Source organism: Lentibacillus salicampi, from assembly GCF_004565465.1.
Taxonomy (GTDB): Bacteria; Bacillota; Bacilli; order Bacillales; family Amphibacillaceae; genus Lentibacillus; species Lentibacillus salicampi.
The window spans coordinates 273,107-288,140 of the sequence record NZ_SRHY01000001.1; the positions used below are offsets into that span (position 1 = coordinate 273,107).

Annotated in this window: 12 protein-coding genes; 11 read left to right on the top strand and 1 reads right to left on the bottom strand. The window is 44.3% G+C overall.

Features of this window, described 5'->3' with window-relative positions:
- Positions 1–10 precede the first annotated feature (10 nt).
- The 3 genes from E4U82_RS01360 (at position 11) to E4U82_RS01370 (ending at position 2,139) form a co-directional block, all read left to right on the top strand.
- On the top strand, positions 11–664 hold the full coding sequence (locus E4U82_RS01360) for a TasA family protein (protein ID WP_167751286.1): 654 nt from the start codon (positions 11–13) through the stop codon (positions 662–664).
- A gap of 117 nt (positions 665–781) precedes the next feature.
- On the top strand, positions 782–1,642 hold the full coding sequence (locus E4U82_RS01365) for a LysR family transcriptional regulator (protein ID WP_135108238.1): 861 nt from the start codon (positions 782–784) through the stop codon (positions 1,640–1,642).
- A 65-nt stretch (positions 1,643–1,707) separates the two neighbouring features.
- Positions 1,708–2,139, top strand: coding sequence for an organic hydroperoxide resistance protein (locus E4U82_RS01370; protein WP_135108239.1), 432 nt, complete (start codon positions 1,708–1,710; stop codon positions 2,137–2,139).
- Between the two features lie 271 nt (positions 2,140–2,410).
- Here E4U82_RS01370 and E4U82_RS01375 read toward each other — a convergent pair whose 3' ends face one another.
- Positions 2,411–4,117 carry an Rqc2 family fibronectin-binding protein gene (locus E4U82_RS01375; protein WP_135108240.1) on the bottom strand — a complete coding sequence of 569 codons (1,707 nt, stop codon included), beginning with the start codon at positions 4,115–4,117 and terminating at the stop codon, positions 2,411–2,413.
- Positions 4,118–4,368: 251 nt separating this feature from the next.
- On the opposite strand from E4U82_RS01375, the gene E4U82_RS01380 reads away from it, so the two are divergent.
- From E4U82_RS01380 to rsmB, 8 genes are all read left to right on the top strand, one after another.
- Positions 4,369–7,023, top strand: a complete 2,655-nt coding sequence (locus E4U82_RS01380; RefSeq protein ID WP_135108241.1) for a calcium-translocating P-type ATPase, SERCA-type — start codon at positions 4,369–4,371, stop codon at positions 7,021–7,023.
- A 306-nt stretch (positions 7,024–7,329) separates the two neighbouring features.
- Positions 7,330–7,596 (top strand): extracellular matrix/biofilm regulator RemA, encoded by a 267-nt coding sequence (gene remA, locus E4U82_RS01385; RefSeq protein ID WP_135108242.1) that lies wholly within the window; start codon positions 7,330–7,332, stop codon positions 7,594–7,596.
- 11 nt (positions 7,597–7,607) lie between these two features.
- Positions 7,608–8,222, top strand: coding sequence for a guanylate kinase (gene gmk / locus E4U82_RS01390; protein WP_135108243.1), 615 nt, complete (start codon positions 7,608–7,610; stop codon positions 8,220–8,222).
- A 1-nt stretch (position 8,223) separates the two neighbouring features.
- Positions 8,224–8,427 (top strand): DNA-directed RNA polymerase subunit omega, encoded by a 204-nt coding sequence (gene rpoZ / locus E4U82_RS01395; protein WP_135108244.1) that lies wholly within the window; start codon positions 8,224–8,226, stop codon positions 8,425–8,427.
- Positions 8,428–8,528: 101 nt separating this feature from the next.
- Positions 8,529–9,737, top strand: a complete 1,209-nt coding sequence (coaBC, locus tag E4U82_RS01400) for a bifunctional phosphopantothenoylcysteine decarboxylase/phosphopantothenate--cysteine ligase CoaBC (RefSeq protein WP_135108245.1) — start codon at positions 8,529–8,531, stop codon at positions 9,735–9,737.
- The gene (gene priA / locus E4U82_RS01405; protein ID WP_135108246.1) at positions 9,734–12,142 is read left to right on the top strand and encodes a primosomal protein N'; all 2,409 of its coding nucleotides are present in this window, start codon (positions 9,734–9,736) and stop codon (positions 12,140–12,142) included. The genes coaBC and priA overlap by 4 nt, the downstream gene beginning before the upstream one ends.
- A gap of 603 nt (positions 12,143–12,745) precedes the next feature.
- Positions 12,746–13,687 carry a methionyl-tRNA formyltransferase gene (gene fmt / locus E4U82_RS01410; protein ID WP_135108247.1) on the top strand — a complete coding sequence of 314 codons (942 nt, stop codon included), beginning with the start codon at positions 12,746–12,748 and terminating at the stop codon, positions 13,685–13,687.
- Positions 13,688–15,034 carry a 16S rRNA (cytosine(967)-C(5))-methyltransferase RsmB gene (rsmB, locus tag E4U82_RS01415; RefSeq protein WP_135108248.1) on the top strand — a complete coding sequence of 449 codons (1,347 nt, stop codon included), beginning with the start codon at positions 13,688–13,690 and terminating at the stop codon, positions 15,032–15,034.

The following is a 15,034-nucleotide window of genomic DNA, read 5'->3' on the forward strand; positions in this document are numbered from 1 at the left end:
GGGGAATGGGATGAAAAAATTTATATATGTGATCACTTTTCTGGCTGTTATCAGTCCAGTGGTTTTGCCGGCCATGAGTGACCCGGCGGCAGCTGCACCAAATGCCGAAATTGATATCAATGTAAATCCCGAAGAATACTTATTTAATATAACGAATATGAAGCCAGGAGACTGGGCACCCAGAACCATTCAAGTTCAAAATGAAGGTACGAAAGCATTTAAATACGTTGCAACCGTCCAAAATAATGGTGGTTCAGAGAAATTGTTTGATGAATTATGGCTGGAGGTAAAGGGTGCAGATAGTGATTTATATGACGGGAAACTTGCGAAATTCGATGGGTTTTTGCCAAGAAATCTGTCACCTTCAAGTGAAGAAGATTTAACCTTTTTTATCAGATTTCCGGAACATCTGGGAAATGAATTTCAGGGTCTTGAAACGAATTTTATACTGACCTTCCAGGCAGAAGGCAATGTCGATCATGATCAGGCTGCCAGCGCGGGAAAAGTTGGCGACGGGGGCTCTCCATTACCGAATACAGCAACAGATATGTTCACCTGCATGCTCATTGGAATCGCATTTGTTGTCACTGGGGGAATCGTCTATTTTCTGTATCGAATCAGACAAAACAATCGAAAAAGCCTGGCTGGCCCTGATATACAATGATGGGGGGTCAGCTTTATTTTGGTTCGAAACCGCCCGGAGTAATCCGTGTGCAATAAGCTATATCTTACGTTACAATAAAAACGGATAATGATTACTTATTAAATGAGGTCCTTTTTCATGAAAATAGACGATTATGAATTATTATTAAAACTCAATGATATTGGCACTATCCGCGGTGCAGCAAAAGCGATACTTATTTCCCAGCCTGCTGTGACACAACGGCTGAAATATATTGAAGACTACTTCGGGGAGACAATCTTTATCCGTACTTCTAAAAGTCTGGTGCTCACGCCGGCTGGTGAACTGATTCTGGAGCATGCCAATAAGGTGATCCAGGAAGAAAAGGTGATAAAGAATGCTCTTGCACAGTCGAGCGGGGAAGTGCAGGGCTCGCTATCGATTGCTTGTTCGTCCCTTGTGAGTCAACGTTTTTTGCCCGCAATTCTCGGCGATTACACGAATGCATATCCAAAAGTTGCGATTGATCTGGTAACCGGCATCAGCGAGGATATTAAACGGGAGCACAAAAACTATCATGTTTGTATCATTCGTGGTGAAAGGTTAAAAGAAACGGTAAGTGAACTATTATTTTCAGACCCATTATACATGTTTGATACCGAGCCGTTTCCCACAGACAAGCTGAAGGAACGTCCGTTGATTTCGTTTAAGACCGATGACAGCATGCATGAGCTGGTCGACAATTGGCTTTACCATCATCAAAAGCAAATTAAACCGATTAAAATGCTTCATGTCGATCAGATTGAAACGTGCAAGCAATTTATGCAGCAGGGACTGGGCATGGCAGTACTCCCGAAAAGTGTGTCTGACAGCATGATGGATGATTATCCGCATATTCCGCTCCAGCTTGACGGTGATCCTGTCACCCGTGACACATGGGTTTCTTATCAGGAAGGTGTTCGCAAGTTGCCTCAAGTTGACCAATTTTTATCAGCAATCCTGGATAAAAAATTCCTTTGAGTGTTTAAACTGTTGAAAGAAAAGGAAGACAGGTTATATACAAATCGTTAAAGGAGTGAACATCCATGAGTGATGTTATTTTCACATCAAAAGCGACGGCAAAAAATGGACGGGACGGACACGTTCGGTCGGCTGACGGGTTAATCGATCTGGAACTGGTAAACCCTGCAGAAAATAAAGAAGACAAGGGTTCCAATCCGGAACAGCTTTTTGCGGCAGCTTATTCAGCATGTTTTGATGCCTCTCTTCATCTGGTAGCATCTAAACAAAATAAAAAAATTGACTCGGAAACGACCGCAGAGGTTAGTTTTATGAAGGATTCAGAAGATAATGGCTTTAAAATAGCCGTTACGATGAATACTGAAATCGAAGGGGTTAATCCGGAAGAAGCGGAAGAACTGGCTGAGGATGCACATCAGGCTTGCCCGTATTCGAAGGCAACACGCGGCAACATTGAAGTAACGTTAAACCCTAAGGCAATGGAAAAACCGAGCTGAGTCAGTATTAAGAAAAGCGCAGGGCGCCTTGTTCACCCCAAAATGCTGAAGCAAGCATTTGTAGTGGCGGGTTTTGCCACGTAAAATATTGCTTAAGACCTCGAGGGTGGGTAGACGCTGGCCGGCTAAGTTCGGCACGTCCTGTGCCAACGCCGGCACTAGTACGTCCTGTACGTCGAAGCTGGACATGGACATGGCTATTGCTGACAGAGAGCTTAAGCCGTGATGGTTTCTTATCTTTAGAAAAAGACGGAGGGTCCATATAAGTGGGTCATCCGTCTTTTAAGTTTTCAGCCGTATCTTTTTCAGGTGTCACAAATAATGTTTTTTGGCTGTCGTATGTCACATAACCTGGTTTTGCACCGTTCGGCTTACGCACGTGTCTGACTTTAGTATAGTCCACAGGTACAGATGATGACTGGTGTGATTTACTGAAATACGCGGCCAGCTGGGCTGCTTCCAGTAGTGTCTCTTCACTCGGTTCGCTTGAACGAATAATGACGTGTGAGCCTGGAATATCTTTTGTATGGAGCCACATATCATCACGGTGGGCCAGTTTCATGGTCAAATACTCATTTTGTTTATTATTTTTGCCGACAAGTATGGTGGTTCCGTCAGTTGCCATAAATTTCTCAGGGGTCGGCTTTTTAGGTTTCCGTTTATTTTTCCCTTGCTTTTGCTTCTTCAGGTAGCCTTCCTCACGCAGCTCATCACAGATTTCTTCTATATCAGCTTCCCGTGCAGAATCAATCTGTTGAAGCAATTGATCCAGATAGGTGATTTCGCGATTGGCTTTTGTGATTTCATGTTGGACTTTTTCTTTTGATGTTTTCAATTTCTGATAAGTTTTGAAGAAACTCTGGGCGTTTTCACTTGGTGTCTTATTCGGATTTAACTCGATCATGATTTCATTTTGATCAGGATCATAATAATCAATAACGTTCGCTGTTGTATCGCCCTGCTTCACCTGGTGCATGTTTGCTGTCAGCAGTTCGCCGAGCCGCTGATAGGTGACCGCGTTTTCCGCTTTGTTTAATGTCTTGTCGTGTTTTTTCAGTTTTCGGGTGTTTTTATCCCGTTCATTTTTAATAAATTGATACAGGTCTTTTGCTTGCTGTTTGACCCGGTCGCGTTCAGCTTTACCAGAATAAAAGGAATCGAGCATCGTATTGGTGCTGGTGAACGTTTCCTGCTGGCCCTCCGGATGTGTCATCGGCAGCACATGAAAATCTTCTTTGCCGTTTCGATAAATGGCCGGTGAATAACGATTGTACCTGACCATCTCCTGTGTGTATTCAAATTTCTCTTTATATGCTTCGATGGCGCTAAGCTTCGCCTGGTACACAATTTCGTTAGCTATGAACGGGGATATGCCAGTCAAAGTCCGAACAATTTGTTGACCCATTTTTCCTGCATTGAAGTCCATTTTACGAATAAACGTTTCACTGTCGATTTCCAACGGATTTAACTTATTTTGACTTGGAGGAAGCTTGTATGTGAATCCTGGAAGTATCGTGCGGTAGCGGTTTTGGGAAGCAGAAATATGCTTCATGCTGTCCAGAATATGTTCTTTTTCCCCATCGATAAGCATCACATTGCTGTGTTTCCCCATCAGTTCGATTATAAGCTTTTTGGTTTTGACATCCCCGATCTCATTTCGTGATTGGACCGAGAATGTGATAATGCGTTCCATCCCGTATTGGGTGATAGATTCGATAACCGCTCCTGAAAGATGTTTCCGGAGCAGCATGCAAAACATTGGCGGTTCCTTAGGGTTGTTATAGGAGTCCTTTGTTAAGTGCATCCGTGCATAGACAGGGTGTATTGATAACAGAAGTGAATGGTTCTGCCCTTGGCTTCGTATGGTGAAAACCAGTTCTGTATCTGTTGGCTGATAAATTTTGGCAATTTTTCCTGGTATGATATCTTCATTTAGTTCGTTCGTTACGGCGCGAGTAACGATTCCATCAAATGGCATACAATCACCTCTTTCTGCATTTGGCGCACTCCATTCAGCTCCAGCGCCTACCCCCTGGAGGTCTTAAGCAATCATTTTACGTGGCAAAACCCGCCACTACAAATTCTTGCTTAAGCTTTTCGGGCGTGAACAAGGCGCTTTCGCTTTTGTTCTTATTATAGCATTTTTTCGGACGAGTCTGCATAGATATCGATATATAAGTATTGTGCGTAAAAGAGATTTCATGTGGATGAATCTGGAGGGAATGCAGGATGAAATGGTATCAGATGGACGTTGATGTAGTCGAGCAAAAATTGCATGTCACAACAAAACATGGTCTGACAGATAAGCAAACGGACGGGCGCCGGAAACAATATGGGCCAAACCGGTTGGAATCCCAAAAAAATACATCCAAGTGGCTGATTTTCCTGAAACAATTTCAGGATTTTATGGTGTTAATTCTGCTTGCCGCCACATTAATCGCAGGAATGCTGGGTGAATATGTCGATGCAATAGCGATTATGGTCATTGTTCTGGTAAATGGTTTTTTGGGTTATTTTCAGGAACAAAAAGCAGAAAAGTCATTGACCAAATTAAAAGAAATGTCAGCACCTGTCGCAAGTGTGCTGCGTGAGGGCAAGTGGGAGAAGATTCCGTCTCAGGAAGTGGTTGTTGGGGATGTTGTTCGGGTCAAAAGTGGTGACCGAATTCCTGCAGACATCCGAATAACCAACTCAAGCAGCCTGGAAACGGAAGAATCAGCACTGACCGGTGAATCACTTCCGGTCATGAAACATGCAACAAGCATCACAGGGGACAAGCTTGATGCCCAGGATCAAGTCAATATGGGTTTTATGAGCACATTAGTTACGCGAGGCTCAGGTACAGGCATTGTCGTTGGAACTGGCATGAACACAGTCATGGGGCAAATCGCCTCATTAATGGTCAAAACGAAAAAAACGACCACGCCGCTTGAACACAAGCTGGCTGAATTGGGGAAAATCCTGATTGCTGTTGCACTGCTTTTGACCGCTTTAGTTGTACTAGTGGGGGTGTATCAGGGCCATCCGGTATACAATATGTTTCTAGCGGGTGTTTCGCTGGCTGTCGCAGCCATTCCAGAGGGGTTGCCTGCGATCGTAACCGTTGCATTGTCATTGGGCGTTCAGCGTATGATCAAAAAGAAAGCAATCGTCCGGAAACTGTCAGCTGTGGAAACCTTGGGATGCGCCTCGGTCATTTGTTCGGACAAGACCGGAACAATGACGGAAAATCAAATGACAGTGAAAGAAGTGTTTTTGAATGGTAAATTGTTATATGTGACAGGGGACGGCTACGATGTAAAGGGAACCGTTTATCTGAACCAGGATGTACTCGACCGGGATTACCCGAATCTTGAATCAATGTTTTTATATGGCATGCTTTGTAATAATGCATCATTAATGACCAAAAAGGGAAGGTACTATGTTGATGGTGACCCAACTGATGGTGCTTTGCTTGTTGCGGCACGGAAGCTGGGCCTGTCGAATCAGCTTCACGACAATTACCGTATTGTCCAGGAACTGCCATTTGATTCCGAACGAAAACGGATGAGTATGGTCGTGGAAGATGATAATAGAATGCGTTTTTTGATAACGAAAGGCGCACCGGATGTACTCGTTCCCCGCTCCAATTATGTCATGAAGGAGCAGGGAAGAAAGCTGATGCGGTCTGAAGATAAACAGGAAATCAACCAATCAATCAATCATATGGCAGATAAAGCTTTACGGACATTGGCCATTGCTATGAAACCATTGGCAAAAGACGAATCATTGAATTCTGCAGCATTGGAAAAAGACTTAACACTTATCGGTGTATACGGGATGATGGATCCGCCAAGAAAAGAAGTGAAAACGGCTATTGAAGAATGCCGTGAAGCCGGAATCAAGTCGGTGATGATTACCGGTGATCATGAAAAAACCGCCCGCGCTATTGCAACACAGCTCAACTTGCTTCCGGAAGATGGAATGGTTTTGGACGGGTCACAGCTGAATAATACGTCTGTGGAAGAACTGCGCGATATCATCGATCAGGTTTACGTCTTTGCCAGAGTCACCCCTGAGCATAAATTAAAAATTGTGAAGGCATTTCAGGAAGAAGGGCATATTGTCGCTATGACAGGTGACGGTGTTAATGATGCCCCAGCGATAAAAGCCAGTGATATCGGCATCAGTATGGGGGAAAGCGGGACCGACGTGACCAAGGAAGCTTCTTCACTCATCTTGATGGATGATAATTTTGCCACCATAAAATCGGCCATAATTGAAGGACGTAATATCTATGAGAATATCCGAAAGTTTATCCGCTATTTATTGGCATCCAACGTCGGTGAAATATTAGTGATGCTGTTTGCGATGCTGCTTGCTATGCCGCTGCCGCTGGTGCCCGTTCAAATCCTATGGGTCAACCTTGTCACAGACGGACTTCCCGCTATGGCACTCGGTCTGGATCAGTCAGAAGATGACGTGATGAAAAACGGACCAAGAAATTCAAAAGAAGGTATTTTTTCCAGAGGGTTAGGATTCAAAATTGTCAGCCGTGGTATAGTGATCGGTCTCGTTGCATTAATCGCGTTTATGATAGCCTATCAGGGCGATCCGGATAACCTGAATTATGGACAGACAGTCGCGTTCACCACATTGGTGATGGCTCAGCTGATTCATGTGTTTGACTGCCGGAGTGAACATTCGATTTTTTCACGGAACCCATTTGAAAATAAATACTTGGCTTTATCTGTCCTGTCATCTGTTTTGCTATTGTTAGTGGTCATCTACTGGGAACCTTTACAGCCCGTTTTCCATACGCTAGCCTTAAGTTTCAGAGACTGGATGCTGATTCTTGCCTTGAGTTTTCTGCCAAGTGTTCTCTTTGGTTTCACCAAAAAGTAGGTATTATCAAGCCCTTCTGTCAAAGAAGGGTTTTTATTTTTGCTGCGGAATTGTTATAATGACATTTCAGATGTGCGTAGCAATTTCCCAATTTGCTGACCGATAAGTCCTATAATAGGACGTCATGTCGAGAAAATAAAAGAATAAGCCCAAATTACACAGCAAATGGTTGTGTTTTCGTTTTTATTTACACTATAATGGATTTATCCCACATGTTATTGGGAGTAAGACACGCGTGCGTAAAGCTTCACGTAATGATATTTATAGACTAATATGAATGGATAGTGTTTTGAAGGGGGAGCCAATTTGAGTTTAGCGTTAATCAATATAGGGTTTGGGAATGTGGTGTCGGCCAATCGGGTCATTTCGATTGTTTCGCCGGAATCAGCACCCATTAAGCGAATTATAACAGTTGCTCGTGACAATAATAAATTAGTGGATGCAACTTACGGAAGACGGACAAGGGCTGTTATCATCACAGATAGCGATCATGTTGTCTTGTCGGCTGTACAGCCGGAAACGGTCGGGCAGCGTGTAATCAGTCATGAGGAAGATTCAGACGAAAATAACTAGGAGGAAGCGTTGTGATTGATGAAAACGGCATTTTGTTCATTTTATCCGGACCCTCAGGTGTCGGTAAAGGCACTGTCAGACGGGAACTTTTCGAGCGTGCAAATGACCTCGCATATTCCATTTCCATGACGACAAGGGAAAAACGCCACGGAGAATCAGAAGGTGTGGATTATTTTTACAAAACAAACGCGGAATTTGAGCGGATGATCGAATCGGGTCAGCTTTTGGAATATGCCCGTTTTGTCAACAATTATTACGGAACACCGAGAAAATATGTGGAAGACACATTACACGGCGGTAAAGACGTCTTTCTGGAGATCGAAGTGCAAGGAGCCATGCAGGTGAAGGAAAATTTCCCGGAAGGTGTTTTCATCTTTTTATTTCCGCCGAGTCTTGAAGAATTAAAAAATCGGATTGTCGAGAGAGGTACCGAATCACAGGAATTAGTGCTGAAGCGTCTGAAAGAAGCCCGAAAAGAGATTGAGATGATGGACGCCTATGATTATGTTGTTGTCAATGATGATGTTGATGCAGCCGTCACGAAAGTTCAATCAATCATTCAAAGCGAGCACTGCAAACGGGATCGAATTGCAAAACAATATAAACAGTTATTGGAGGATGAATAATATGATGCTTGAACCGTCCATTGATGATTTACAGACAAAAATAAAATCCAAGTATACACTCGTTACGATAGCTGCCAAACGGGCGCGTCAAATCCGGGAAACGGAAAAAGTGCTTGTTGATAACCCGAAATCAAATAGATACGTTGGGCTGGCGCTTGAGGAAATTATGGCTGAAAAGCTGTTTGTAAAAGAAGATAGTAAGTAATGCTGATGACCCTCGCTTCTTGATTTCGTTTGCGGGGGTCTCAACTTTTTTCGGTGGATGTTGACCGGCAGTGATATTTTCAGGGAACGAGGGGATGTAAAATGATTCAGAATAAACATGTACTGCTGGGTGTTACGGGCGGTATCGCCGCGTATAAAGCGTGTGCTTTAACAAGTAAATTGACGCAGCAGGGGGCAGATGTAAAAGTCATCATGACCGAAAATGCAGCGAAATTTGTGTCCCCGCTGACATTTCAGGCTTTATCAAGAAACCCCGTCCATATGGATACGTTTGATGAAAAAGATCCTGCGAAAATTGCCCATATTGATCTGGCTGACTGGGCTGATATCACCCTGCTTGCTCCGGCGACGGCCAATATAATCGGCAAACTGGCTAATGGGATTGCTGATGATATGCTTTCAACTGTACTGCTTGCCACTCAGTCAAGTGTTTATATCGCACCGGCCATGAATGTACATATGTACGCACACCCTGCCGTTGTGGAAAATATGAAACAGCTTGATGCCTGGGGTTACCATTTTATCGAACCTGGCGCAGGATACCTCGCCTGTGGGTATGTCGGCAAAGGGCGGCTGGAGGAACCGGAAAGCATTATTGCAGCAGTTGCACAACATCAGTCCGGACAAACTTTGCTTTCAGGAAAAAAGGTACTGGTATCTGCAGGCCCAACGCAGGAAAAAGTGGATCCGGTCCGGTTTTTCACGAACAGGTCATCAGGCAAAATGGGATTTGCATTGGCTGAGGCAGCGGCGAATGCAGGTGCTGATGTGACATTAGTTACAGGTCCCGTTAGTCTGGAGGCTGAGAATAAACGTATAGAGCGGATCGATGTTGTGACAGCCGAGGATATGTATCAGACTATGCACGATCACTTCGGGACGAGTGACATTGTCATTAAAGCTGCTGCTGTTGCCGACTACCGGCCGAAACAGATTTATGATGAAAAGATGAAAAAACAGCCTGATGACTGGCATGTTGAAATGGAACGGACACAAGATATTCTGATGTCGCTCGGTGAACGAAAGGAGCACCAATTTCTGACGGGGTTTGCGGCTGAAACCACCAATCCGGTTGACTATGGCATCAGCAAATTACGGAAGAAACATCTTGATGCGATCATCATTAATAACATCGCAGCTGAGGGGGCCGGCTTTGGCGGTGATACCAATATGGTCACGTATGTGAACAAATCAGAGGAAAAGGAAGAGATGACACTGCGTTCAAAACAGGAAATCGCCGATGAAATCGTGATAAAGATCGCCCGTGATATGAAGGATGAAACAACGTGACTATTGCAAAAGTGATTGTTGATGTTCCGGCTAGTTCCATCAACCAGACCTTCGATTATATAATCCCGGAACGATTCCAGGATATACTGCAACCGGGGATGCGGGTTATCGTTCCATTTGGACCGAGGAAAATCATGGGATATGTCGTTGCAAGAGTAAGTGAATCTTCTTTCAATCGGTTAAAAGAAATTATTGATATACTTGATTTAACACCAATTCTGACACCTGAATTGCTTGATTTGGGCAAATGGCTGGCAGAAAAGACATTAAGTCTGTACATTACAGCTTTTCAGGCCATGCTGCCACAGGTACTGAAAGCAAACTACAAAAAAGAATTGGAACGGCTGACCGATGCTCCCCTTTCCGAAAAGCTCGAAATATTTTTTGCCGGGAGGGATTTTGCCTCCTATGAGGAACTGGAAAATGGCGGAGTCAGCTTTTATCATGTGCAAAAAGCGATCCAGGCGGGTGACATTGCTGTTCATTACTTGGTCAAATCAAGAGTGACGAAAAAGTATACAACATTTCTGAAACCGGCACGTGATGGACATTTGCTGGAAGAGGCATTACAGGATATGTCCAACAAAGCCAAAAAACAGCAGGAAATACTTGCTTTTTTTATTGAGCATCCAGAAGAAATCGAGCTTAATAGCGTCATAAAGCAATTTGAAACAACGCGATCGGTTATAAACGCATTGCTGAATAAAGGATTCCTTACGCTATTAAAGAAAGAGGTCTATCGAAATCCGTATGATGACGATCAATTTGAACAGACAAATCCTTTAGAGCTGACGGAACAGCAACAAGCTGCTATTGAACCAGTCAAGCAACACATTAAGGACAACGTGCATGATGTATTTCTACTACATGGTGTAACAGGCAGTGGAAAAACAGAAATCTACCTGCAGGCCATCCAGGATGTGATTGATAAAGGTGAAGAGGCGATCGTACTTGTTCCGGAGATCTCCCTGACACCGCAAATGGTCAGAAGGTTCAAGGGGCGCTTCGGATCAAATGTGGCTGTCATGCACAGTGCATTGTCCCATGGAGAACGATATGACGAATGGCGGCGGATTCACCGTAAAGAAGTGCAAGTAGTAGTTGGTGCCAGGTCAGCCGTCTTTGCGCCGTTTGAAAACCTTGGCATCATTATTATTGATGAAGAACATGAAAACAGTTATAAACAGGAAGATTCACCGCGCTATCATGCACGTGATGTGGCCATCCAGCGCGGAGAGTATCACCGGTGTCCGGTCATCCTTGGCAGTGCGACACCGGCACTGGAGTCATATGCCAGGGCTCAAAAGGGTGTCTATAAACTGTCGACTTTGACAAAACGTACTAATGAAAAGGCGATGCCCGAGGTCAATATTGTGGATATGCGGGACGAACTGCATGCCGGCAACCGCTCGATGTTTTCGCGTAGCCTGAAAGATAACATTGCGAAACGCATCAGTCGCGGCGAACAGGTTGTCCTGCTATTAAACCGGCGGGGCTATTCAACGTTTGTGATGTGCCGGGAATGTGGTCACGTGCAAGAATGCCCGCATTGTGATATCGCACTGACTTTCCATAAGCATAGCAACCAGCTTAAATGTCATTATTGTGCGTATGAAGAGCCAATGCCAATGGATTGCCCGTCCTGCAGCAGTGATTTAATCCGCTTTTTTGGAACGGGAACACAGCGCATAGAAGAGGCACTGACGCAATTGATTCCGGAAGCAAGAGTATTACGGATGGATGTGGATACAACACGGCGAAAAGGTGCACATGAAAAACTGTTGAATCAATTTGCCGAAAAGCAGGCAGATATATTGCTGGGGACTCAAATGATTGCCAAGGGGCTTGATTTTGAAAATGTGACGCTTGTCGGCGTGCTGACTGCCGATTCCATGTTGAATCTGCCGGATTTTCGTTCATCTGAAAAAACGTTCCAGCTCCTGACACAAGTGAGCGGTCGGGCAGGAAGACACGATTTGCCTGGTGAGGTCATTGTCCAGACCTATACACCGGAACATTATAGTATTGAATTGGCAGGTCATTATAATTTTCTGCAGTTTTATCAGCAGGAAATGCAAGTGCGCAAACAATTTCAATATCCGCCATATGTGTATTTGGCATTAATAACGGTGTCCCATCAGAATCATGTCAAAGCCGTTCAGTCAACCCAAAAAATCGTGAAAAGCTTATGGAAACATGTGCAGCAGGATACAGTCATTTTAGGGCCGACACCATCACCGATATCGCGGATAAAGGATAGATATCGGTATCAATGCATGGTAAAATACAAGCAAGAACCCGGATTAAGAACGTTACTCAGTAAAATTATCCGACAATTTGATGACGACGTGCGTAAAGATGATTTACAAATCTCGGTGGATATGCAGCCATACCAGTTGATGTAGCCATACAATGCGAATTGCCCATTTAAAAAGTTGGGTTTTTGACACAAAATCCATAAACTGCGACGTAAGTGCTGGAATGTTTTGGATAAGTACGTCCGCTTTTCACCACCGTCCGGGATCGCTTCGGGCGGATGCGCACCTTAGGGCAACGCTTCAGCTTCCTCGGAAGCAGAAACCGCTTCCTGCGGGATCTTCATCTGTTGCTTTTCCCGCAGGAGTCACCGCCCTACGCTCACCCGGACTAGTGAAGTGTTGATAAACGTCTTAGACCAGTCAATAAAACCAGCGGAGGAAATACACGGAGACTCCTGTGGGAGCAGAGGCCTGGATGAGACCCCTTAGTGCTTAGCTCGAGGAGGCTCATCAGCCGCCCGCGGAAAGCGACGAGCAAAACATCCGCCGAGTTAGCTGCGAGTTGCGAGGAGTGCTACTCCCCCGAAATAACTTCCAACACGACGAGCACCAAGTGTATTTCCGCAGCGACGGGAAGTGAACCAACTTGAACCTAGACTTACGTCGCTGTTTATCTCAACTGCGTATAAAGCACCAAAATTTACGATTAGCATCTTGTGAAAACGACTAAAAAGAAAGGAGCAATAGATGATGAAAAGACTTGTTTTTATGGGGACCCCGGATTTTTCTGTGCCTATTCTGGAAACACTGATACAGACAGGGTATGAACTTGTTCTGGTCGTCACACAGCCGGACCGTCCCAAAGGCAGGAAAAAAGTCATCACTCCACCTCCTGTTAAAGAAACAGCTGAAAAATATAATATTCCGGTGCTGCAACCTGAGAAACTGAAAGATGACTATGAAAAAATTCTTACTTATGAACCGGATATCATCATAACGGCAGCCTATGGGCAAATTTTGCCGAAAGAACTGCTCGAAACACCTGAATTCGGCTGTATTAATGTCCATGCATCATTATTGCCCGAACTCAGAGGTGGTGCGCCGATTCATTACGCTATATTACAAGGAAAATCCAAAACAGGTATTACTCTCATGTATATGGCAGAAAAACTGGACGCCGGTGATATTATCGCACAGCAGACAGTACCGATTACGGCTGTTGAAAATGCCGGGACATTGCACGATAAACTATCCGCGGCGGGCGCAAGTCTTTTGACGGATACATTGCCTAAACTGTTCGCCCGGGAAATAACACCTGTCAGTCAGGACGAACGTCAGGCAACATTTGCTTCCAATATCAAACGCGACCAGGAACGAATCGATTGGCAAAATCCAAACGATATGATTTATAATCACATTCGGGGCTTGCATCCTTGGCCAGTCGCATTCACGACGTATGACGGCAAGGTGATGAAAATCTGGTGGGGTGAAATGGATGATCATACTTATCAGGGAACACCTGGTGAAATTGTTGAAGTCATTGACCACCAGGCTTTCGTTGTCGTGTGCGGCGATCATAAAGGAATCCGGGTGACAGAAATACAGCCTGCGGGGAAAAAACGCATGACGGTGAAAGAGTATTTGCAAGGATCGCCGGATCGGATTCAAACAGGTATTGTAATGGGTGATTAGATGGAAAATGTTCAGATAAGGGAAGTCATTGTTGAACTGCTCGTGCGAATTGAACAGGATAGTGGTTTCAGTCATTTATTAATTGATCATGAAATCAAATCCAAGAACATACCACCAAAAGATGAAGCGCTGATGACGGAGATTGTCTATGGTACCATCCAGCGTAAATTAACTCTGGATTATTATCTGGAAGGTTTCGTGAATACAAAGAAAACATTAAAGCCATGGGTGCGTATGTTGTTGCGTATGTCCGTTTATCAGATGCATTTTCTGGACAGAATCCCGGCTCATGCCATCATTCATGAAGCAGTTGAAATCGCCAAACACCGTGGACACAAGGGAATTGCTTCATTTGTTAACGGGGTGCTCAGAAATATGCAGCGTAAAGGCGTCCCGGATTTGGAAGCAATAGAAGGACAAGCAGAACGGCTGGCAGTTGAAACGAGTCATCCTGAATGGCTTGTGAAGCGATGGATAAACATGTATGGTTATGACATAACTAGCGGGATGTGCCGCGCTAACTTAGAGCGAAAACTCTTGTCAATCCGTGTTCAACCATTAAAAATAACACGACAGGCGGCAATGGACGAACTTCGAGAACTTGGATTTGAAACAAGGATGTCCGACTTTTCCAGCCAGGGGATTATTGTGGGCCGAGGCAATATTTTGCGGTCAAGACTTTTCAACGAAGGTTATGTCACCATCCAGGATCAAAGTTCAATGCTGGTAACGGAAATGCTTCATGTCGAACCTGGCATGACCGTTCTGGATGCCTGCAGTGCACCAGGAGGCAAAGTGACACATACAGCTGAAAAAATGCAAAATGAAGGTTCTATTTTCGCATACGACCTGCATGCCAAAAAGGCACAACAAATTCAAGAAAAAGCCGCTGCACTTGATTTAACGATCATCAATGCCAAAGCCGGCGATGCACGAAAGCTGCAGCAAAAACATGAAAAGGAAAGTTTTGACCGTATATTGATTGATGCCCCATGTACAGGCTTTGGTGTGATACGCGGTAAGCCGGATATTAAATATAATAAAAAAGAAGACGATATTGCCCGTTTAGCCAGCATTCAGACAGATATACTGAATCATGTGGCACCGTTATTGAAAAAGGGCGGACTGTTGATATACAGCACTTGTACGGTTGACAAAACGGAAAATGACGGTGTAACAGAAACCTTTTTGGAACAACATCCAGATTTCGCATTGGATTCGACTTTTTTTGATCAATTACCATCAGTGATTCAACAGTCACCAGATTGTTCCGAATTCGGTTTGCAATTATTTCCACAAACATTTTCGACTGACGGGTTTTTTCTAACAAGAATCAAACGCGTGTAA